This is a genomic window from Modicisalibacter ilicicola DSM 19980 (assembly GCF_900128925.1).
In the GTDB taxonomy this organism is placed as follows: Bacteria; Pseudomonadota; Gammaproteobacteria; order Pseudomonadales; family Halomonadaceae; genus Modicisalibacter; species Modicisalibacter ilicicola.
On sequence record NZ_FQUJ01000002.1, the window covers coordinates 258,010 to 278,878 of the forward strand.

At 63.7% G+C, this 20,869-nt stretch carries 19 protein-coding genes; 2 read left to right on the forward strand and 17 right to left on the reverse strand.

Annotated elements, in window-relative coordinates; all coding sequences use genetic code 11:
- Positions 1–105 precede the first annotated feature (105 nt).
- Positions 106–1,941, forward strand: a complete 1,836-nt coding sequence (locus BUA41_RS01245) for a sugar phosphorylase (protein ID WP_072818888.1) — start codon at positions 106–108, stop codon at positions 1,939–1,941.
- On the opposite strand, the gene BUA41_RS01250 is transcribed toward BUA41_RS01245, so the two are convergent.
- Positions 1,926–3,146: a glycosyltransferase family protein gene (locus BUA41_RS01250; protein WP_072818890.1), complete on the reverse strand. Its 1,221-nt coding sequence runs from the start codon at positions 3,144–3,146 to the stop codon at positions 1,926–1,928. The two genes, BUA41_RS01245 and BUA41_RS01250, sit on opposite strands and share 16 nt — an antisense overlap.
- A complete protein-coding gene (locus BUA41_RS01255) occupies positions 3,143–3,985 on the reverse strand; it encodes an HAD-IIB family hydrolase (protein WP_072818893.1) in 843 nt (280 codons plus the stop codon). Before BUA41_RS01255 ends, BUA41_RS01250 begins: the two co-directional genes overlap by 4 nt.
- A 133-nt stretch (positions 3,986–4,118) precedes the next feature.
- Between BUA41_RS01255 and BUA41_RS01260 the strand changes: the two genes are divergently transcribed.
- A complete protein-coding gene (locus BUA41_RS01260) occupies positions 4,119–4,631 on the forward strand; it encodes a gluconokinase (protein ID WP_072818895.1) in 513 nt (170 codons plus the stop codon).
- Positions 4,632–4,718: 87 nt separating this feature from the next.
- Here BUA41_RS01260 and BUA41_RS01265 read toward each other — a convergent pair whose 3' ends face one another.
- From BUA41_RS01265 to BUA41_RS01335, 15 genes are all read right to left on the reverse strand, one after another.
- On the reverse strand, positions 4,719–5,633 hold the full coding sequence (locus BUA41_RS01265; protein ID WP_072818897.1) for a 2-dehydro-3-deoxygalactonokinase: 915 nt from the start codon (positions 5,631–5,633) through the stop codon (positions 4,719–4,721).
- Complete coding sequence (locus tag BUA41_RS01270; RefSeq protein ID WP_139249025.1) at positions 5,630–6,316, reverse strand: 2-dehydro-3-deoxy-6-phosphogalactonate aldolase; 687 nt, start codon at positions 6,314–6,316, stop codon at positions 5,630–5,632. The genes BUA41_RS01265 and BUA41_RS01270 overlap by 4 nt, the downstream gene beginning before the upstream one ends.
- Before the next feature lie 170 nt (positions 6,317–6,486).
- Complete coding sequence (locus tag BUA41_RS01275) at positions 6,487–7,788, reverse strand: TRAP transporter large permease (RefSeq protein ID WP_072818899.1); 1,302 nt, start codon at positions 7,786–7,788, stop codon at positions 6,487–6,489.
- On the reverse strand, positions 7,788–8,417 hold the full coding sequence (locus BUA41_RS01280; RefSeq protein ID WP_072818902.1) for a TRAP transporter small permease subunit: 630 nt from the start codon (positions 8,415–8,417) through the stop codon (positions 7,788–7,790). Before BUA41_RS01280 ends, BUA41_RS01275 begins: the two co-directional genes overlap by 1 nt.
- 125 nt (positions 8,418–8,542) lie before the next feature.
- Entirely contained in the window at positions 8,543–9,559 is a 1,017-nt protein-coding gene (locus BUA41_RS01285) for a TRAP transporter substrate-binding protein (protein WP_072818905.1), read from the reverse strand.
- 13 nt (positions 9,560–9,572) lie between these two features.
- Entirely contained in the window at positions 9,573–10,364 is a 792-nt protein-coding gene (locus BUA41_RS01290; protein WP_072819419.1) for a FadR/GntR family transcriptional regulator, read from the reverse strand.
- Between the two features lie 131 nt (positions 10,365–10,495).
- Complete coding sequence (locus tag BUA41_RS01295; protein ID WP_072818907.1) at positions 10,496–10,765, reverse strand: DUF6506 family protein; 270 nt, start codon at positions 10,763–10,765, stop codon at positions 10,496–10,498.
- A gap of 90 nt (positions 10,766–10,855) precedes the next feature.
- Positions 10,856–12,352 (reverse strand): M14 family zinc carboxypeptidase, encoded by a 1,497-nt coding sequence (locus BUA41_RS01300; RefSeq protein WP_072818909.1) that lies wholly within the window; start codon positions 12,350–12,352, stop codon positions 10,856–10,858.
- Positions 12,353–12,483: 131 nt separating this feature from the next.
- Positions 12,484–13,920, reverse strand: coding sequence for a mannose-1-phosphate guanylyltransferase/mannose-6-phosphate isomerase (locus BUA41_RS01305; RefSeq protein ID WP_072818911.1), 1,437 nt, complete (start codon positions 13,918–13,920; stop codon positions 12,484–12,486).
- A gap of 136 nt (positions 13,921–14,056) precedes the next feature.
- On the reverse strand, positions 14,057–15,520 hold the full coding sequence (locus BUA41_RS01310) for a TolC family outer membrane protein (protein WP_245791823.1): 1,464 nt from the start codon (positions 15,518–15,520) through the stop codon (positions 14,057–14,059).
- 6 nt (positions 15,521–15,526) lie between these two features.
- Positions 15,527–16,900 (reverse strand): HlyD family type I secretion periplasmic adaptor subunit, encoded by a 1,374-nt coding sequence (locus tag BUA41_RS01315; protein WP_084671022.1) that lies wholly within the window; start codon positions 16,898–16,900, stop codon positions 15,527–15,529.
- 4 nt (positions 16,901–16,904) lie between these two features.
- Complete coding sequence (locus tag BUA41_RS01320; RefSeq protein ID WP_072818915.1) at positions 16,905–18,683, reverse strand: type I secretion system permease/ATPase; 1,779 nt, start codon at positions 18,681–18,683, stop codon at positions 16,905–16,907.
- Positions 18,684–18,923: 240 nt separating this feature from the next.
- Positions 18,924–20,186, reverse strand: a complete 1,263-nt coding sequence (gene glyA / locus BUA41_RS01325) for a serine hydroxymethyltransferase (RefSeq protein WP_072818918.1) — start codon at positions 20,184–20,186, stop codon at positions 18,924–18,926.
- Between the two features lie 110 nt (positions 20,187–20,296).
- Positions 20,297–20,632 carry a type II toxin-antitoxin system PemK/MazF family toxin gene (locus tag BUA41_RS01330; RefSeq protein ID WP_072818920.1) on the reverse strand — a complete coding sequence of 112 codons (336 nt, stop codon included), beginning with the start codon at positions 20,630–20,632 and terminating at the stop codon, positions 20,297–20,299.
- Positions 20,616–20,828: a DUF2281 domain-containing protein gene (locus BUA41_RS01335; protein WP_072818922.1), complete on the reverse strand. Its 213-nt coding sequence runs from the start codon at positions 20,826–20,828 to the stop codon at positions 20,616–20,618. The genes BUA41_RS01330 and BUA41_RS01335 overlap by 17 nt, the downstream gene beginning before the upstream one ends.
- Positions 20,829–20,869 lie beyond the last annotated feature (41 nt).

Genomic DNA, 20,869 nt, shown 5'->3' on the forward strand with positions numbered 1-20,869 from the left:
GGACTCGCCCCGCGAGGCGGAAACGCCTTGTCAGGGTCGATGGTTGCCGCCCTGGCACGACTACTGCAAGAGTAGGCAGTACGCCGATGAACAGGATACCTCGCGATGCCCCCTACCCCTGCCCATGCCGGTCATGGCTTGCCGCCCACCCCGGCCACCGTTCTGGACGAGGCGGCCTTCACCGCCCGGGCCCAGGCGCGTCTCGAAGAACTCTACGGTCCTCGCGCCAGCGAGGTCCTGCGACGCCTGACGACGCTGGTCATGCACCAGCGCGGTGCGATCGACGCCACGCCGCGTCCGTTGTGGAGCGAACGGGACCAGTGGTTGATCACCTACGGCGATTCGCTGCTGGACGGGAGAAGACCGCCGCTGGAAGCGCTCGACGCCTTTCTCGACGAACGCCTGCCGGAAACCTTCAGCGGCGTGCACATCCTGCCCTTCTTCCCCTGGAGCAGCGACGATGGCTTCGCGGTCATTCATTACCGGGAGGTGGACCCGGCCCTGGGCGACTGGTCGCATGTCCGGCGCCTGGCCGACAAGCGCGACCTGATGGCCGACCTGGTGATCAATCATGTCTCGCGGGAATCGCTGTGGTTCGTCGACTACCTGGCCGGCAGCCTGCCCGGGCGCGACTACTTCATCGAGATGGACCCCGATACCGACCTGAGCGAGGTCACCCGGCCGCGCAGCTCGCCCCTGCTGGTACCCGTCTCGACCCGCCGCGGCACGCGTCATCTCTGGGCCACCTTCTCCGAGGATCAGATCGATCTCAACTTCGCCAACCCGGACGTGCTGCTGGAGTTTGTCGGCATCCTGCTCTATTACGTGCAGCAGGGGGCGCGCATGATCCGCCTCGACGCCATCGCCTATCTGTGGAAGGAAGTCGGCACCTCCTGCATCCATCTGCCCCAGACCCATGCCGTGGTACGGCTGCTGCGGGCCGTGCTCGACTTCGTGGCGCCTGGCACGCTGCTGATCACCGAGACCAACGTGCCGCATCGCGAGAACATGAGCTACCTGGGACTGGACCGACTGGGCAAAACGGAGCCGGACAATCCCGGCGAATCCTCGGCAGAGTACACGGCGCCGGACGAGGCCCACCTGATCTACCAGTTCACCCTGCCGCCATTGCTGGTGCACACCCTGACCAGCGGCGATGCCACCGCCCTGCGCACCTGGGCCGCCCAGCTGCCGCCACTACCTGCCGGCTGCAGCTATTTCAATTTCACCGCCAGTCACGACGGCATCGGCGTGCGCGCGCTGGAGGGGCTGCTTCCCGAACACGAGCTGGAGGTCCTGCTCGAACTGATGCATCGTTTCGGCGGCTACGTCAGCATGAAGGCCAACCCCGACGGCAACGATTCCCCCTACGAGATCAACATCAGCTATTTCGATGCCTTGAAGGGCACCCGCCGGGGGCCGGACGCCTGGCAGGTGGAACGCTTCTTGTGCAGCCAGAACCTGGCCCTGGCGCTGCAGGGCATCCCGGGTATCTACCTGCATTCGCTCACCGCCACCCTCAACGACCACGAGGGAGTGGAGCGCTCCGGTCGATTGCGCTCGATCAACCGGCGGCGCTGGCACAAGCAGGAACTCGATGAACTGCTCGACAGTCGCAGCACGCCCACCCGGGAAGCGTTTCTCTCGCTCAAGCGCCGCCTCGCGCTGCGCGCCGGCGAACCCTGCTTCCACCCCGAGGCCGCCCAGCGGGTACTCGATACCGCACCGGGGGTGTTCGCCATACAGCGCGGTCCCCTGCCGGGAGGTCGGCGCCTGCTGGCCATCCACAACATCAGCAGCGAGCGTCAACCCCTCGAACTGCCGGAACTCGACCAGGGCGAGTGGTACGACGTGCTGGCGGACGGCGCGCTCTGGCAGCCCGAGGAGCGCTACCAGCTCAGGCCCTATCGCAGCCTTTGGCTGGTTCAGACCTTGCCCTGATTGTCGAGCTCGACCGCCTCGTGCATCCGCTCGAGCAGATCGGGGATCGCCGCCTGCACCCGGTTCCAACTGGGGATGAACGGCTTGTCGCGGGGGTTTTCCAGGAACACCTTGCCGGCCTCCATGATGTTGGCGGCGAAGAGTTCGACGGCCTGTTCCTCGCTGTGCCGATCGAGCTTGAGGCCGTTCATCATCGCATCGTTGTCGTAGATCTCGATCAGATCCAGGGCGATGCGATAGTAGGTGGCCTTGATGGTGCGAAAGCTCTCGGCGTTCACCTGCACGCCGAGGGTGGCCAGCTTGCGATAGAGTGCCTTGGCGATATCCAGGCTCATGCGATTAAGGCCACTATCCGGGTCGTCCGCGGACATCGGCTGATGCTTGTGATCGTAACTGTCGGCGACATCCACCTGACACAGGCGCTTGGTGGAGTAGTTGCGATGCACCTCGGAAAGCACGCCGATCTCCAGCCCCCAGTCACTGGGGATACGGATACCTGTCAGCACGTCGGTGCGCATCGAGAACTCGCCGGAGAGCGGGTAGCGATAGCTGTCCAGGTAGTCCAGGTAAGGCAAGGGGCCGAAGACCTTCTTCAGGGCACGAATGAGCGGCGTCACCATCAGCCGGGCCACCCGACCGTTGAGCTTGCCGTCGGCGATACGGGAATAGTAGCCCTTGCAGAACTCGTAATTGAATTGGGGGTTGGCCACCGGATAGATCAGTCGCGCCAGCAGGCTGCGATCGTAGGTCAGGATATCGCAGTCGTGCAGCGCCAGCGCCTCGGTACGCTGGGACGCCAGGGTATAGCCGGCGCAGTACCAGACATTGCGTCCCTTGCCTGGCTCCTGTGGGGCGATGTCCTTGGATTCGAGTTCGCCATCCAGTGCCCGCAGACGCGGGCCGTCGTGCCACAGGACGCGGTGATGCTGGGGCAGTCGCGAGAAGAACTCCCGGGCGTGCTGGAACTGCTCGCGATCGGCCTGATCGAGGCCGATGACGATCTCGCTGAGATAGGGCACCCGGGCCAGTTCGTCGACGATATGCGACAACGCGGGGCCTTCCAGTTCGGAATAGAGCGAAGGCAGGATCAATCCCATGGGTCGGCGCCGCGAGAAGCGCACCAGGTCGCTTTCGAGTTCCTCCACCGAGCGCCGGGTGAGATTGTGAAAATTGGTGATGATGCCGTTCTGAAAGAAGTCACTCATGCCAGCGTCTCTCCCAACCAATGTTCGATGCCCTCGACCCAGCCGTGCGGCCCGGCTCGACGGGTCGAATAGAGCGACGGGTGACTCACCTCGACCGGGTGCGAATGGCAACCGCGGATCAGCACCGCCCGGTCGACGGCCTGGAGCAGCGAAACGTCATTGGGCCCATCGCCGAGGCCCAGCGTGACCGGCGACGCACCCCGCAGGGCGACAAAGCGTGCTACCAGCCAATCGATGGCACGCCCCTTGTCGACGTCGCCCATGACATGGTGGAAACGCCCGCCCTGGGTCAGGGTCAGCGCGTCATCCTTCAGTGCAGCGCGAAACTCGTCCAGTGCTCGCGCATCGTCTTCCCAGAGTATCGGCTCGCTGCCTTCCCGGGCCACGGCCCGGCGTGCCGCGGGCTCACTGAGACCGGTCTCGGCCACGATCTCCTCGAGGGGCATCTCGCTCAGGCAACGAAACCGGCATCCCAGATGCTCGCGCAATACCTCGAGACGCTGACGCAGGAAGTTGATATCGGCGCCCAGGGTCTTGATGCGCAGGCCTTCTATGTCGTCGGGATCGCGATCCAGCGTGGCGTGCTGCCAGCTTGGGGGAAGACCGATGACGGCGCCGTTTTCACCGATGAAGGGCGTTTTCTCCAGACCAAGCTCGCGGCGCAGTTCCAGAAGCTCGCTGCGCGTCTTGCTGGTGACGGGGATCACCGGTATGCCGGCCTCGCCCAGGCGCATCAACCAGGGAGCCGCAGGCTGCCAGTCATAGCTGTGATGATCGAGCAGGGAGCCGTCCAGATCGGTAAACACCAGATATGACGGCGGTGGCGTAGCGTCTGTCATTGCAACTCCTCTGAATGAAGTGGACGGTGCAGAGGCCAACCCCCTTCATCCCCGCCATCGAATGGCCCTGGGAAGGCCGATTGATGTTATTCTAGCATGCTCTTCTGAGGGCAATTTCCTGGATGGAAGCCAAATGAAAGATTCGTCGCACTGCATCCTCGTCATGGGGGTTTCAGGGTCGGGAAAATCGCATATTGGCCGCGATATCGCCGCCGCCATCGACGCCGAATTCATCGATGCGGACGACTATCATAGCGCCGTCAGCGTCGCCAAGATGGCCCGGGGAGAACCCCTCGATGACGCGGATCGCAAGGAGTGGCTGGAAACGCTCGGTGGGCTCTATCGCTCTCGCAAGGCGCAAGGCCGGGACGTGGTGATCGGCTGCTCGGCATTGAAACGTCGCTATCGCGACGTGCTGCGCCGGGGGGCCCCGGACCTGATCGTCCTTTACCTGCGAGGCAGCCGTGAAGTCCTCCTGGAGCGGCTGAACAACCGCGGGGCGCACTTCTTTGCAGGGGAACGCATGCTCGACAGCCAGCTCCACGACCTGGAGCCCCCCGATGAGAAGGAAGCGATACACATGGATATTCGCACACCCCCGGAGGTCATCGTCGAGCGGTTCGTTTCTCGGCTCGAAAAGAGCTGAATACACATATTGGCTCCAGCGCTTCCCGATAAAAAAGACGCCCCTCGCCCGGCGTCTTTTTCGCTATTGTCAGTCGCATTCGATACGTCATTCATCCCGATGTTGACGTGCCAGGGCGCATAGACCCATCAATGTCGCATGATCGCTATCGATCTCACGTACGCCAAATCCTGCCGCTTCCATTGCCCGACGATAGAGGGCGTTGAGGGCACTGGAACCGATCAGCAATACCTCCGCCGTCCGGGGAAAAAGCGCACGCTGGCGATCCACTTCACTACCGATCATGACACCCGAGAGGAAACTGCCGACCTGTTCGTCGGCCAGCCCCGCGTAGAGGTTTCGGCTACGCGCCTCGAACAGCGCATGCAACAGACCGGCAGGATGCCGTGCTGCCCGGAGCCCCTGCTCGAACCCCTCGGCATCGAAGGCGTCCGAGGCACGGGCAGGCTCACCGGGCAGGGTATGAAAACGCACTGCATGGTAGAGCTCGCCGGTCATCATGGTGGTGAAATCCACCAGGTACCCGGCCTCCAGGCTGGCCCACTTGCTGTGGGTGCCCGGCAGGCAACAGAGCGCCGTGTCGCTCTCGGCGGCGGCGAGCGCGCCGAAGGCCTGGATCTCCTCGCCGCGCATCACATCCACCCGGGCGGGTTCGACCACCTTGACGCCGGGGACGAGCCAGGCATTGTCGAGGCCCGGCGCCGCCACGACATGGCGCGCCAGATCGCTCGCGGCCACCGGAAGATCGAGCTGGGGTGCCTCGCTCCAGCCCCGCGCCGAACCGACCATGCCGGCCAGATAGACGGGCACCCGGCCGCCATCACGCCACTCGTTCACCTGAGCGGCGCAGTAATGGGGAAACTCGTCACCGCGCAACGCCCGCAGTCCGGCGTCGGAGCGACGGCTGTCCAGGCACTCGCCACTGTCGGCATCGACGAGGAAGGCGCGAAAGTTGCTGGTGCCCCAATCGATGGCGACCAGGTGACGCGGCGCCTGGCTCATGCATCCGCCTCACGCTCGAAGTACTCCGCCTGGATCAGGCTCTCCTTGACCCGTCGCCACTCGGCGATCAGTTCCCGAGCATGTTGCGCCACCTCGTCGGCGGACCAGCCAGGACGGTAGAGGCTGCCGCCGAGCCCGAAACCATCGATACCGGCGCTCATCCAGTCGCCGATATTGCTCTTGTCGATGCCACCCACGGCAAAGACTGGAACAGCGTCGGGAAGCACGGCCTTCACATCCTTGAAGTAACCGATGCCCAGACGCGCTGCCGGGAAGAGCTTGAGCGTGGTGGCGCCGGCCGCGACCGCCGCCAGGGCCTCCGAAGGCGTCATGCAGCCGATCATCGGCACCAGCCCCTGGGCCACCGCCTCGCCGATCACCGCGCTGTCGGTATTGGGGGTGATGACCAGGGGGGCGTCCAGGTCGGCCAGCCGCGTGCACGCCTGGGGGTCGAGCACCGTGCCGGCGCCGATCACCACGTCATCGGGGCAACGTCGGGCCAGGCGTTCGAGGCTCTCCCAGGGGTGGGGCGAGTTGAGCGGGATCTCGATCAGCTTGAAGCCCGCACCGACCAGGGCATCGAAGATCGCATCCACCTCCTCGGGCCTGACCCCGCGCAGGATGGCGACCAGTGGCAGCTTCTCCATGGCCGCATCCAGCGCAGCCCGACGTGTCTCGTTCATGACAAGCTCCTGCAAAAAATACCTTTGGCACACCCAGAAAACCGTTCGCGAGCGAAGATGAGACAAGGCGAAATTCACTGAATAAACGCAGTTCACTTAACGTAAATGCGTCCTATGAAGTCAATTTCAGCGATGTATCATCAAGTGTAGTAGCTCGTGTGCAGATTTTTTTAGACCAGCCACATTGCCAGGTTAGGCCATACCAGCAGGGCGAACAGCACGCACAACTGGATCGCGATGAACGGCAACAGCGACACGAAGATGTCCTTGAGGCTGATGTTGGGTGGTGCCACGCCCTTCAGGTAGAAGGCGGCCGGACCGAACGGCGGCGACAGGAACGATACCTGCATGTTCACCGCGAACAATATTCCGAACCAGATCGGGCTATAGCCCAGCTGCTCGACGATGGGCACGAAGATCGGCAGGGTCAGCATCGCCACACCGATCCAGTCGAGGAACATGCCCAGCACCAGCAGGATGCCCATCATCACCAGGATGATCATGATCGGCTCGACGTTAAGCCCCAGGATCATCTGCGAGATGAAGCGATTGCCCCCCATCAGGTTGTAGACCCCGACCAGGGCTGCCGCGCCAATGCCGATCCAGATGATCATGCCGCAGGTGATCATGGTCTGGCCCAGGCTCTCGTGCAGGGTCTTGAGGGAGAACTCGCCGCGCAGGAGCACCGCCAGCAGCACACCGAACACCCCCATGGCGGCCGCCTCGGTGACCGAGGCCACCCCACCGTAGATCGACCCCAGCACCATGAAGGCGATCAGTCCCGGCACGATGATCGCCTTGAGCGCCTGACCACGATTGGCGAAGGTGCTCCGTCGATCGGCCTCGGTCATGGGCGGGCCGAGCTGGGGATTCCTCAGACAGCGCACCAGGATATAGGCGATGTAGCTTCCCATCAGGATCACCGCCGGGGTGATCGCCGCGGTGAACAGGTCGGCGATGGACTCGCTGGCGATCAGACCATAGATGATCAGGACGATGGAGGGCGGCATCATGGTGCCCAGTGAGCCGCCGGCGCATACCACGCCGATGGAGAGGTGCTTGTCGTAGCCCAGGCGCAGCATCTGCGGCAGGGCGAGAATCCCCAGCAGCACGATCTCGCCACCGATGATGCCCGACAGCGCCGCCAGGAAGAAGGCCACCACCACGGTCTGGATGGCCACCCCGCCGGGCAGGCGACCGGCGAAGACCCGCATGGCATTGAACAGGTCCTTGGCGATGCCCGATCGGTCCAGCAGCGAGGCCATCAGCACGAACATCGGCACCGCCACCAGGGAGTATTCGGTCACGAAGCCGTAGACACGGCTGGTCACCAGCGGCAAGGCATTGGTCCCGAACCAGCCGAAGGTGAAGGCCAGGGCCACCAGGCCGGTCACGAAGGCCAAGGGCAGGCCGGTGACCAGCAGCGCGAAGATCGCCCCGACCAGCAGCAGTGTTCCGTCTGCAATATCCATCAATGCGCCCCCCCTGCATCTTCGGCACGATCATCGGCCCGCGCCCGCAACGATTGAATGAGATGGATCGCGGCCTGAATGGTCATGATGATCAGCGCCAGCATGATCATGCCCTTGACCAGGGCCGGAAAGGGTGGATTCCAGGACGTGCCCGAACGCTCCAGCTGCCATTCCCCGAGCGGGTTGTGGGAGGCGTCCCAGAACATGACAAAGGCGGCATAGCTCATCCCCAGGCAGAAGCTCAATGTCACCAGGTCATTGAAGCGGTCGAGCCACAGCTTGAGGCGTGGGCCGGCACTGTCGTAGAGCACCCGCACCCGGATATGGCGGTTGCTGGCCAGGGCAGCTGGACCGCCAAGGGCAAAGCTCACCGCCACCAGCATGACCACCGACTCGTGGACCCAGGAAGTGGGCGAATCGAAGCCGTAGCGCATGATCACCTCGAAGACACTGATCGCCATGGCGATGAACACCAGCCAGGCGGCACCACGCCCGCACCACACCACACCACGGTCGAAGCCATTTCTCACCGGGTCGGGCTGGGTGGTGGTCTCGCCCGCGGTGGGAGCGGCAAGCTCGTCTTCGTGAGGCTCCTGGGTATCGTCGCTGCGACGAGAGTCTGGAGACATGACCTTTCCTCTGATTAAAAGAACGGAAGGAATCCCGACGGATTCCTTCCGTGAATGACGGCGAACCCTCTACGAGCCTGGGATGCCGAGGTGCTGCCATCGAGCAGGTCCCGGCATCCAGTGGCTTACATCAGGTTGTTTTCCTTCAGGTACGCCACTGCGGCATCGTAGACCTTCTGGGTCATCTCGTTCTTCTCGGCCCAGATGGCCCACTCCTCCTTGGCGATGTTACGGAACTTGGCACGCTCCTCATCGGACATGTCGATGATTTCGATGTCCGGGTCCTGGCGCACCTCCTCCACCGCCTCCTGATCGAGCTCCTTGAGCTTGGCGACCATCTCGTCGGCCATGTCATCGACGGTGCTCTCGAGCATGCTCTTCAGGTCGTCCGGAAGGCTGTCCCAGATATCCTTGTTGAGGGACACCGCGACCATCGGCAGCGAGTGGAAGCCCGGATAGTTGGGGTACGGGGCGAATTCGTAGAGGCCCTGTTCGTAGTTGGTGGCAAAGACCGTGTAGTCCGCGGCATCGATGACGCCTTTCTCGAGAGCGGTATAGACCTCGGAGCCCGGCAGGTTCACCGGCGTGGCACCGGCCTTCTCGAAGATGTTGTAGACCATGCCCTCCGGAGCACGCAGCTTCAGTCCCTTGAGATCATCGACGGTACGGATGGGTCGCTTGGACGGCAGGGCCTCCAGGCCGGTGGCCGCGGCACCGATCAGGTGCAGGCCATAGGGCTCGACGAGCTCGTTGTAGAGCTCCTCGCCGCCGCCCTCTCTCATGAAGCCGAGAAATTCGTTGGGGTCGCCCCAGGCGCCGACCAGGTTACCCAGCATGCCGAACGCCGGGTTCTGCCCGGTGAAGTAGCTCGGATCCGTCAGATGCCCCTGCAGAATGCCCGACCTGACGGCCTGGAGCGTCTGGTTGGCCTGCACCACCGCGTTGACCGGCAGGATCTCGATCTGGATGCGGCCATCGGACTTTTCCTCGACCTCGTCGGCCCAGGCCTTCTTGATCTCGAACTGCGGCTCACCGGAGGTTTCCGAGGTCTGGAAGGTCCACTCGTATTCGGCGGCCTGGGCGTTGAGCGCCATGGCGCCGAGGACGGCAGCGGTAAGCGTCTTGAGAGCAATGCGTGACATAGTTAGCGTTTCCTTATCCATGTGTTGTTTGGACTTCGAGGTGTGGCTCCTGGGCGTCGAGGGTCGGCAGAATCCGGGTAAGACCTTCGAGCCCCAGGTCCTGGCCGGTACGATCCAGAACCGCCAGGGCCGCCTGAGCGGCCTTGTCGGGCTGACGCAGGCGAATGGCTTCCATGACGCGGCGATGGCGTTCCATGCTGTCGTGGAGTTCATCGGCACTCTGGTTGGATTTCTCCACGAGCAGTGCGATGGCGGGCTTCAGTACATGACTGATCTGTGCCCAGACAAGATTGTGCGAAGCCGTGAAGATCGCCTCATGGAAGGCGACATCGTATTCGTTGTGAGAACGTCCTTCCCAGCGTAGATCATCCTGCTCCAGGGCAAGGATCATCCCTTGATAGGCGGTTTCGATCTCGAGCAGGTCGGCAGCGGTGGCATGTTCGGCCGCCAGGCGTGCGACGAAGGGCTCGACGGCAACGCGAAAGGCGAAGATCTCGCGCTGGATACCGGGATTGGGTTGGGCGAAGCGTGCCAGCCAGCCGCTCACTCGCGGATCGAGCAGATGCCAGTCGGCCAGCGCGCGCACCCGGGTACCCTGACCGGAGATGCGCGTCAGCAGCCCGGCACCCACCAGCAGTTGCACGGCGCTGCGCACCGTGCTGCGACTGACGCCGAACTGTTCGCAGAGGTCCACCTCCCGGGGCACGTAATCGCCCGGCCCGTAACGGCCACTGAAGATGGCCTCGGCCAGGTACTCGGCGATGTCGGGGCGCGCCGGGCGGCCCGAGGAGTTGGCGTGACGCATGTCAGAATATTGCTCGATCTTGTAGGACAAGAAGTTGTCTATGTCCGACATAGCTTCGACCAATAACGATCTTCATGCCTTTAAACTTTAGTCCAACAAAGGCATCGAAAAGGTGCGAGGAGAGTGAAAGCCTAGCCGTCGTCGAAGCGCACTAGCCCCACCTTGACGCCCTCGCCCGCCGCCTCGCGTACCGCACTCAACCCTTTCTCGCCGAAGCCCGAACTGAGCTCGATCGATGTCACGCCCTGGGAAGAGAGTTCCCGGGCAAGGCGCTGGGCGGCCTCGATGCTGCCCAGGGTGGCAAGGCTCAGGGTATGGCCATTGCTGCTCTGGCTGCTCAGGGAGGTGTTACCGGGCTCGGGGACGAGAATGAAGAATGCCAGGTGCTTTGAAGAGGCCATGGTGAAACTCCAGCGACGCGGTGGGGAAGGATTCATCATCCGTAACAGAATGAATCCTAGCGCGTCGCCGGAGATACCGAAATACGAATCTCAGGCCATTCCGTAGGCGGCCAGATCGTTGTCGGTTTGGACACCCAGGACAGGTGCCTCGGCGGGCATGACAGCCGACTCGGAAGCGGCGTGATCCTCGCTTGCCCACTGCAGGCTATCACGCTGGTCGGTGGCGTAGATCTCCTCGAAGGGAATGCGCTCGCCACGTTCGGCGATCATCAACGCGTCCTCGGGATCGAGCTCGGAAAAGCTGCCATCGGCCATGGATTCGATGACGCCGAGCATGCTCAGCAGCCCCTCGGTGGCAATGGCGCTGGCCAGGGCACTGTAGTCGGTGTCGAGCCCCTGGGCGACCTGGTCCATCTCCTGCAGGCCGCGCTGCTCGACCAGCAGCGTCGGCGTGCCTTCCAGGGCCAACCCGTTGCGGGCGATGGCCGGGTTGTCGCTCCCCGGGAAAAGGGAGAGCTCGGCATGATCGAAATCTTCGAGCTGATTGGCGATCGCCACGGCGGCCCGCTGGCCGGTCTCGGAAACCTGGGGCGCCACCTCGGGGTTGGTCGCCCACTGGATCGACATGGTGTCCAGCTCGCCGTCCTCGCCGAGGTAATTGTTCTGGTGGTGATAGTCGAGGAACAGATCCGGCTCGTACTCGTCGACCACGTCGAGCACCGCCAGCGCCTCGGGAATGGTCTCCGGGTCGGGGCGATTGTCGGCGTCATAGCTGCGGTTGAGGTCCATGTTCGCGGAGTTGCGCCGCGGGTCGAGCACGTCCTGCTCGCCGGCGACCTGCTGCTCCCAGCGCGCGAACCCGTCCGGATTGACCCGAGGCATCGCCACCACGGTCACCTCCTCGCGCAGGGCCCGCGCATACTCGGTGTCCGCGCTGAGCGTATCGAGCAGCGTCACCAGCGCCTCGGTGCCCAGGGGCTCGTCGCCGTGCTGCTGGGACACGATCATGAGGGTCTTGTCACCCTCGCCCACCTCGGCGCGATAGAGCGGCCGCCCCTCCAGGGATTCGCCGACCACCTCCAGGTCGAGGGTGTCGTACTCATCGTCGAGGGCTTCCAGATCGGCGTAGAGCTCCTCGTTGGAGCGCAGATCGTCCAGGGTCAGTTGCTGGTCCTTGTCGAACTCCCGTTGGGAAACGTTGCTGGCGTAGTAATCGGCGACGGAGAACTTGGCGAAGCTCGCCTCCTGATCGGTGGGCCTGGCGCCTTGCAGCATGGCCGGCACGACCTCGCCACGCCTGAGCTCGCCGCTGTCGAGCTGAGCGGTCCAGAACGCCACTTCGTCGTCCTCGGGCTTGCGCTCGAACAGCGCGTCGTAGAAGTTCGTGATCAGCTCATCGTCGTCGAGCTTCCTGGACGTGGACCTGAATTCGCGCGAGTAGGCGAAGAACGGCGCGACATCGTCGATGTCGGCATCGAACCTGTCCAGTGCGAAGGACCAGAAACGCTGGCCGAAGGGATCGGCCGGTCGACCCAGATAGGCCTCGTAGAGGGCTTGCACCTGCTGCTCGGTATACTTCTCTTCCATGTCACCAACGCTCCTGTCGTATCGTTGCGCAGGCCATTGGCACAGTGCCGGGGCCCGCTTCCAGATTAGCCCAGTAAAGCGTAAGCGTCATGCCCGTACGAGCATTTTATGTTAGATAAGTAGTAATAAATCTATCTTCCGTAGGCATCCTCGAAACGCAGGATGTCGTCCTCGCTTAGATAGCTGCCGGTCTGCACCTCGATCAGCCGCAACGGGATGAGCCCGGGGTTCTCGAGCCGGTGCACGGTACCGCGCGAAATGTAGGTGGACTCCTCCTCGGAGAGCAGGAAGCTGTCCAGTGCCTGAGCCTCGCCCCTGCGCTCTCCTCGGGTGACCCGGGCGGTCCCCTGGACCACCACCCAATGTTCCGCGCGATGATGATGCATCTGCAGCGACAAGGCGTGGCCGGACTTGACGACGATCTCCTTGACCTGAAAGCCAGCGCTCTCGACAAGGGTGCGGTAATGCCCCCAGGGCCGATAGACGCTTCGGTGGGACAGGTACTCGCTACGCGCCTCGTCTTGTAGCCTCGCGACGATGTTCCTGATGGCCTGGGCATGGCCGCGGTCGGCGACGAGCACCGCGTCCTCGGTCTCGACGACGATCAGGTTGTCGACCCCCACCGTCGCCACGAGACGCGATTCGCTGCGCACGAGGCTTCCTCGGGTACCCTCGAGAAGCACATCGCCCTGGACGACATTGCCCCGTTCGTCGGACTCGCCCGCCTTGAGGTCGAAAAGGGCATCCCAGCTGCCGATGTCGCTCCATCCCGGGTCCATGGGAATCACGGCGGCGTCTCGGGTATTTTCCAGGATGGCGTAGTCGATGGAGTCGCTGCGGCATCCCAGGAAGGCGTCGCGACCGACCCGCAGGAAGTCGAGGTCCTCCTGTCGTTCGCGGTAGGCAGCTTCGCAGCAGTCGAGAATGTCTCCGGCCTGCTGGCGCAGTTCATCGAGATACTGGCGCGCCCGAAACAGGAAGATGCCGCTGTTCCACAGGTGGTCGCCACTCGCCAAGTACTGGCGAGCACGCTCGGGATCCGGCTTCTCGACGAAGTCGTCGACGCGATGCCCAGCGCCTTCCGCGGGACCTACCCGGATGTAGCCGTACCCGGTATGGGGTGAATGGGGGACGATGCCGAAGGTGACCAGTCGGCCTGCCTCGACCAGGGCCAGGCCTTGTTCAACGGCGGCAACAAACAGATCGGTGTGGCGAATGGCATGATCCGCGGGCATGACCAGCAGGCAGGGATCCTCGTCGAGTTCCAGGCTCGCCAGCGCCGCCAATGCCAGGGCGGGGGCGGTATTGCGTCCGGCGGGTTCCAGCAGGATGCGCGACGCCGACATGCTCATGCCTCGCAACTGCTCGGCGACCAGGAAGCGATGCTGTTCGTGACAGACCAGGAGGGGCGCCAGACACCCCGGGAGCCCCTCGACGCGTCGCAGCGTTTCCTGCAACAGGGTCAACGAGCCGGAATTGAGCACGAGAAACTGCTTGGGATAGGACTCCCGGGATACCGGCCACAGACGCGAACCGGTACCGCCGGAAAGGATGACAGGCAGGATCATGAGGCCCCCGGTTCCTGGCATGACGTGTTCGATCGGTCATGCCAGTATCCTGCGATCGCGCCTTGGTGACCAGCACCGCCGATAGACCAGGTTTTGCCTGGAAAGTCGGCGAGCGCAGTCAGCTTTCTGGCAACACCTAGCCCGATATACGCGCCAGCAGCGCATTTACCTCGGCCAGGTCCTCGGTGCCCAGGTCCCCCACCGCCGCCTCGAGGCTCAGCGTGTCGAGCAGGTACTGACGCACGACCTCGACGAACTGGATGCGCAGGTCGTAAAGCTCGGCGCGAGCATCGAGCACGTCCACCAGGTCCCGCAGGCCCAGCTGCTCGCCCTTCTCCGCTGCTTCCAGGAAGAGCTGGCTGGACTCGATGGAGCGCTTGAGGGCCTCGATCTGTCGCGCGTCCCCTCTCAGACTGCGCAGACGCTTGCGCACTTCCTGACGGGCCAGGTTGAGACTGTTCGTGTAGGCCGCCTCGCTGGCCAGCACGTTCAGCTCGCCCTGGCGAACGCTGGCGGTCGTGAAACCACCGCGATAGATGGGGACGTTGAGCTCCAGGTTCGCCGAGGCGCTCTCGCTGTCCCGAAAGGGGTCGTTGGACTCGCGATCCACGTAGCCCAGGTTGAGGTTCACTTCCGGGTAGTGGCCGGCACGCCGCACCCCGGTATCCTCCCGGGCGACCCGCTGCTGCTGCCTGGCCAGCCGCACCTCGACATTGCCCGGGGTGCGCTCGAGCCAGGCCTCCACCTCGCCCCAGTCGCTCTCGATGTCGAGCGACTCCAGGTCTTTCAGGGCCACCCCCGAGAACTCGGGCAGCCGACCGGTGAGACGCTGCAGATCGCTGAGGGCGTTCTCGAGTTCGTTCTCGGCACGCACCTGATCGGCGACGGCTTGGTCACGCCGGGACTCGGACTCCAGCAGGTTGATGCGATCGCCGATGCCCAGATCGAACGCGCGCTGCGCCTGGTTGACCTGCAGGGCCAGCGCTTCGCGCTTGGAGTCGAGCAGACCGAGCTTGCGCGAGGCGAGATAGGCGTCCAGATAGGCCTCCGACACCATCAGGGCCAGATCGCGCTCGGCCACCGCCACCTGGAGCTCGGCGGCATCGCGCTGCGCCTCGGCCTTGTCGACCTGGCGCCAGCGTTCGAGGCTGAACAACGGCTGGGTCAGCTGCACCTGCCAGGTGGTGTCCTGGCTTTGCCCTTCGAAGCGCGTCTCGTTGTCGAGGTCGATGAATTCGTTGCCGGGATCGAAATCGGGGTTACCGGTGTAGTAGTTGTCCGTGTCCTGGTAGAGATAGCCTGCGCTGGCATCGATCTGGGGACGCAGCCCGGCCCGGGCCTGGGGGACCTGCTGGGCGGTAGCCTGCATGTCGTAGCGCTGGCGGGCGAGCTCGGCGTCGTGTTCCAGCGCCTGGCCGAACAGGGCGGGCAGCGACGGTAGCGTGGCATCGACCTCGCCCCCGCCGAAGGCGTCAGCGCCCGAGGTGGTGGCCGAGCCTGGGACACCCTCTCCGGACTGCGCAACCGCCAGCGGTGACAACAGAAGCCCCAGCACAAGACCGGGGCGGGTTAGCGAAGCTCTCATCTTGCGTACTGACACGTCTTGTCACTCCTCACGCATGGCCCGTGCCAGCATGTCGGTGATGGGTTTGGCCACGTAGCTGGCAAAGGTGCGCTCGTCGGTGCGGATCATGACTTCCGCAGGCATGCCGGCCAGCAGCTGCATGTTCTCGGTCATCTTCTGCATGCCCCGCTCGGTGACCTTGATGCGCGCCTTGTAATAATGGGTGCCGGTGGCCTCGTCCTTGAAGGTATCGGCACTCACGTGAATGACTTTACCCTCGACCACGTTGCTCAGGCGCTGATTGAAGGCACTGAAGCGTATCTCGGCCTCCTGGCCTCGGAAGACGTTGTCGACATCCCGGTCGGGAATGCGTGCCTCGACGACGAAGCCATCATTGGAGGGCACCACTTCCAATAGCGGATCGCCCGGCTGGACCACCGCCCCGAGGGTGTGCACCTGGAGCCCGACCACGGTGCCCGAGACCGGGGCCATGACGGTGGTACGCTCGACCTGGTCGCTCAAGGCCGTCACGCGCTCCTCGGCATCGGCGACGCTGGCCTGGGTCTCGCGCAGCTGTTCTCCGATCTCCTGCTGATACTCCTGGCGCTTGAGCTGCTTCTGGACCGCGTTTTCGCTGATCCGGGACTTGAGCCGGGCGATTTCGGAACGATGCTGGGCAATCTCGCCCTCGTACTGCAGAATCTCGCGCTCGAGCTCGCGCAGGCGCTGGTTGTTGCCGAGCCCTTCCTTGAACAGCGAACGATAGTCAGCGGCCTCGTCCTGCAACGACCTCATGCGCGAGCGACTGTTGCGGATCATTGCCTCTAACCCCTCGATCTGCTCGCGCATCTGCACGACCTGCTCGTCGAGGGCCTCCAGAGTTCCTTGCAGGGCATCCCGACGTGCCGTAAACAGCGCGCGCTGCACCGCCAGCACCTCGTTGACCCGAGACGAGTCGCTCTCGAGCAGTGCCTCGGGAAAGCTCAGGGACTCGGCGCCCTTCTGCTCGGCCAGCAGACGCACCTCGGCGGCGCGGTTGATCAGGTACTGGGAGCGGGCAATCTGCAACTGGGAGAGCGCCTGGGTGTCGCTCAGCACGATCAGCGGATCCCCGGCCTCCACATGATCGCCATCCTCGACGAGGATCTTCTTGACGATACCGCCCTCCAGGTGCTGCACCGTTTTCTTGAAGGATTCGACGGACACCGATCCCGGCGCCACCACGGCCACCGCCAGGTCGGCGGTGACCGCCCAGCCACCGAAGCCGCCGAAGGCGAGCATCAGGATCCCGAAACCCAGGCGGCGATAGCGCCGGTCGCCGGTCGGCAGCCTGCTGGCCTGGGACGTGGGGGAGGCAGCGGTCACCGTCTGACCGGGCATGGCATCGGGGCCGTGTCGATCGTGATCGTTTGCCATCGGTCTACTCCTCGGATTGCGGACCTGGGTTGGTCTGGCCGCCGCGAATGGCCGCCAGGCGAGTGTTCTTGCCCCCCGCAGCCTGGCTCTTGTCCTTGGCGAGTCCCTGCCGAGCGAACTGGGCCAGGACCTGGTCGCGGGGGCCGTACAGGCTGACCTGCCCATCCTTGAGGACCAGCAGGTTGTCCATGCTCTTCAGGATGCTGGTGCGATGGCTGATCACGAAGAGCGTGACGCCTTCCGCCTTGAGGGTGCGCAAGGCCGCGGCCAGGGCGCGCTCGCCGCGGTCGTCGAGATTGGAGTTGGGCTCGTCCAGCACCACCAGTACCGGATTGCCGTAGAGGGCCCGAGCGAGCCCGACGCGCTGACGCTGGCCGCCGGAAAGCGCCCCGCTCGAGGCGCGAATGTGGGTGTCGTAACCGTTGGGAAGCTGCAGGATCATCTCGTGCACGCCGGCCTTCCTGGCCGCCTCGACGACCTTCTGGGCATCGACCTCCCCGAAGCGGGCGATGTTCTCGCTGATGGTGCCATCGAACAGCTCGATGTCCTGGGGCAGATAACCGATGTGAGGTCCCAGTTCGTCGCGATTCCACTGGGTGATGTCGGCGCCGTCCAGGCGCACCGTGCCCACCTGGGGAGGCCAGACGCCCAGCAGCACGCGGGCCAGGGTCGTCTTGCCCGCGGCGCTGGGCCCGATGATGCCGACGTGCTCCCCCCGGGATACGTTGAAGTTGACGCCACGCAGGGTCGCCATGCGCACCCCGGGCGGCGCCGCGGCCACGGATTCGATGGCCACGTCGCCCCTGGGCGCCGGCAGCGACATGCGTCGATCGTCCTGGGGAATCTGCTCGAGCAGTTCGTTCAGGCGATGATAGGCGCTACGCGATCCGACGAACCCCTTCCAGCTGCCGATCATCTGGTCGATGGGCGCCAGGGCCCGGCCCATCAGGATCGAACCGGCGATCATCATGCCCGGCGTCATGCTGCCCTGCAGCACCAGAAAGGCCCCCAATCCCAGGATCAGGGACTGGAACAGGATACGCAGCACCTTGGAGGCGTTGGTCAGGGCGCTGGCCCGATCGCTGGCCTGGGACTGCTTGGCGAGAAACTCGTGGTGCCTGCCCGCCCAGCGCCCCATGATGCCTGGCAGCATGCCCATGGCATGCAGCACCTCGGAATTGCGCAGGTTGCTGTTGGCCAGGTCCTGGGCCTGGATCTGCTCGCTGTTGGCCTCGGCCAGCAAGGTCTTGGTGGCCTTCTCGTTGGCGACGGCCAAGGCCAGCAGGATGACGCCCGCGGCCGTGGCGAACAGGCCGAGCCACGGGTGAAAGAGAAACAGCACCGCCAGGTAGACCGGTACCCAGGGGGCATCGAAGAAGGCGAACAGGCCATTGCCGGTCAGGAACTGGCGCAGGTTGGTCAGGTCGCTCAACGGTTGCGCCGATTGCTGCCCCTGGACCAGCACGCTACGCCGGAACATCGCCGTGTAGAGGCGTCGGTTGATCGTCGTGTCGAGTCGATTGCCGACCCGGATGAGGATTCGCGAACGTACTAGCTCCAGGCCACCCATGACGATGAGCAGAAAGACCGCCACCAGGGTGAGCATGAACAGGGTTTCTTCGCTGCGGGTCGTGATGACGCGATCATACACCTGCAGCATATAAAGAGGCGGCACCAGCATGAGCAGATTGATGAACATGCTGAAGAACCCCACCGTCATGAAGGAGCCCTTGCAGGCTTTCAGGGCACGTTGCAGGTCGGTGGCTTCTTTGCGGGTAGCCATGGGCGCTGCTCGCTGTTAACGGATAAATAGGAGTGTTCGGCTTCGTCTGATAAGTCAGCGATTGAAGCCCAGGGCGTAGCGCTTCCTTGCCCGGCCCAGCGGGCCCAAAGGGTACCAGATTCCTTGCGCGAAAATGAGACAAGAAAGAGACTGCAAGGCGCTAGAATTAATCTAAACGCCTTACAGACCTGATCTTGGTAGCGAGAGAAGGGTTGAACCGGATTGCCCGCCAGGACCCTCTCAGCGATAGACCGGATAGCGGGCGCAGATGGCCTCGACCTGGCTTTTCACCTCGCCTTCCGCGGCGCTGGAGTCGCCCTTGGCCAGGGCATCGAGAATATCGCAGATCCAGCCGGTCAGTTCCTTGCACTCATCCTCGCCGAACCCCCGGGTCGTCACGGCAGGGGTACCGATGCGCAGGCCGGAGGTGACGAAGGGGCTCTGGGGATCGCCCGGCACGGCGTTCTTGTTGACCGTGATGTGAGCGCGCCCCAGGGCGGCATCCGCGTCCTTGCCGGTGATGCCCTGCCTGATCAGCGACACCAGGAAGAGGTGATCCTCGGTGCCACCGGAAACGATGTCGTAGCCGCGATCGATGAACACGCCGGCCATGGCCTGGGCATTCTTGACCACCTGCTGCTGGTAGCTCTTGAACGCCGGCTCCATGGCCTCCTTGAAGCACACCGCCTTGGCGGCAATGACATGCATCAGGGGGCCGCCCTGGCTGCCGGGGAAGACCGCCGACTGCAGCTTCTTCTCCACGCCCGCATCGCCCTCGGAGGAGAGGATCAGGCCACCCCGGGGGCCGCGCAGGGTCTTGTGGGTAGTGGTGGTGACCACATGGGCATGAGGCAGCGGGCTCGGGTAGACGCCGGCGGCGACCAGGCCGGCGATATGCGCCATGTCGACCAGCAGGTAGGCACCCACCTCGTCGGCGATCTCGCGGAAGCGTTGCCAGTCGATGATCTGGGAGTAGGCCGAGAAGCCGGCGATGATCATCTTCGGCTGGTGTTCCCGGGCCAGGGTCGCCACCTGGTCGTAGTCGATGCGGCCGCTGTCGTCGAGACCGTACTGGATGGCGTGGTAGTGCTTGCCGGAGAAGTTCGGCCTGGCACCGTGGGTCAGGTGGCCGCCGGCATCCAGGCTCATGCCGAGGATGGTGTCGCCGGGCTTGATCAGGGCCTGAAAGACGGCACTGTTGGCCTGGGACCCGGAATGCGGCTGCACGTTGGCGTAGGTGGCATCGAACAGCTGCTTGGCATAGTCGATGGCCAACTGTTCGACCACATCGACATGTTCGCAGCCGCCGTAGTAACGCTTGCCGGGATAACCCTCTGCATACTTGTTGGTCAGTTGCGTGCCCTGGGCCTGCATGACCCGAGGGCTGGCGTAGTTCTCGGAGGCGATCAGCTCGATGTGGGCTTCCTGACGCGCGACCTCCTTCTCCATCGCATCGAACAGGGCATCATCGAAACCGGCAATCTGCATGTCACGGGTGAACATCGGCGAGCATCCTCGAGTCGGAAAAACCAGGGGCCAACATGATACCCCAGCTCCTGCGCCCTTTCATATGAAAGGGCCTCGAGGCTACCCCGAGAAATTCTAAACCCCAGTTAACCTTCCCAGCACCCGAAATGTTCACAAAAGCGCATGCGCACTTTCTCGAAAACACTCTTCTGCAAACTACCGAATCGTCCGACCATGATGGATTCATTGAGCGTGTAAATCTTCCCATACCTGACCCAGCTCGGCTTGGGGAGCTTGCCATCGATGAAGCTCTCCTCATGCAGAGGCACCGATTGCTGGTGCTGAGGACTGGAGGTGACAGCCAGACATGCCACGTCGCCATGGTGGTCGGCGCAGTGAAGCACCAGCACGGGCCTCTTCTTCACTGTTTCCAGATCGGAAAACGGAAAGGGTACCAGAACGACATCACCGGGTTGGTACATCGTTCCATACCTCGTCATCCTCGTTGTTCCACTCATTATCGAGACTCGATTCCTGGGCATGGGCCAGGCCCTCAAGCTCGCTCCTTTCGGCTTGCTGCGATCTTGTCTTCAGAAAGTGAGCAAAATCCAGCACTTCACGCTGAAGCGCTTCTGGTAGCTGACTGATCTCGTCGGCAATCTGCTCTGGGGTGCTCATGCTCTACTCCTCTGGCCGGCCGGAGTATGGTTGGGCCTCGA

Coding starts and splice junctions, on each gene's coding strand:
- BUA41_RS01245 (WP_072818888.1), top strand. CDS start 106: ATGCCCCCTACCCCTGCCCATGCCGGTCATGGCTTGCCGCCCACCCCG.
- BUA41_RS01250 (WP_072818890.1), bottom strand. CDS start 3,146: ATGAGTGACTTCTTTCAGAACGGCATCATCACCAATTTTCACAATCTC.
- BUA41_RS01255 (WP_072818893.1), bottom strand. CDS start 3,985: ATGACAGACGCTACGCCACCGCCGTCATATCTGGTGTTTACCGATCTG.
- BUA41_RS01260 (WP_072818895.1), top strand. CDS start 4,119: ATGAAAGATTCGTCGCACTGCATCCTCGTCATGGGGGTTTCAGGGTCG.
- BUA41_RS01265 (WP_072818897.1), bottom strand. CDS start 5,633: ATGAGCCAGGCGCCGCGTCACCTGGTCGCCATCGATTGGGGCACCAGC.
- BUA41_RS01270 (WP_139249025.1), bottom strand. CDS start 6,316: ATGAACGAGACACGTCGGGCTGCGCTGGATGCGGCCATGGAGAAGCTG.
- BUA41_RS01275 (WP_072818899.1), bottom strand. CDS start 7,788: ATGGATATTGCAGACGGAACACTGCTGCTGGTCGGGGCGATCTTCGCG.
- BUA41_RS01280 (WP_072818902.1), bottom strand. CDS start 8,417: ATGTCTCCAGACTCTCGTCGCAGCGACGATACCCAGGAGCCTCACGAA.
- BUA41_RS01285 (WP_072818905.1), bottom strand. CDS start 9,559: ATGTCACGCATTGCTCTCAAGACGCTTACCGCTGCCGTCCTCGGCGCC.
- BUA41_RS01290 (WP_072819419.1), bottom strand. CDS start 10,364: ATGCGTCACGCCAACTCCTCGGGCCGCCCGGCGCGCCCCGACATCGCC.
- BUA41_RS01295 (WP_072818907.1), bottom strand. CDS start 10,765: ATGGCCTCTTCAAAGCACCTGGCATTCTTCATTCTCGTCCCCGAGCCC.
- BUA41_RS01300 (WP_072818909.1), bottom strand. CDS start 12,352: ATGGAAGAGAAGTATACCGAGCAGCAGGTGCAAGCCCTCTACGAGGCC.
- BUA41_RS01305 (WP_072818911.1), bottom strand. CDS start 13,920: ATGATCCTGCCTGTCATCCTTTCCGGCGGTACCGGTTCGCGTCTGTGG.
- BUA41_RS01315 (WP_084671022.1), bottom strand. CDS start 16,900: ATGGCAAACGATCACGATCGACACGGCCCCGATGCCATGCCCGGTCAG.
- BUA41_RS01320 (WP_072818915.1), bottom strand. CDS start 18,683: ATGGCTACCCGCAAAGAAGCCACCGACCTGCAACGTGCCCTGAAAGCC.
- glyA (WP_072818918.1), bottom strand. CDS start 20,186: ATGTTCACCCGTGACATGCAGATTGCCGGTTTCGATGATGCCCTGTTC.
- BUA41_RS01330 (WP_072818920.1), bottom strand. CDS start 20,632: ATGTACCAACCCGGTGATGTCGTTCTGGTACCCTTTCCGTTTTCCGAT.
- BUA41_RS01335 (WP_072818922.1), bottom strand. CDS start 20,828: ATGAGCACCCCAGAGCAGATTGCCGACGAGATCAGTCAGCTACCAGAA.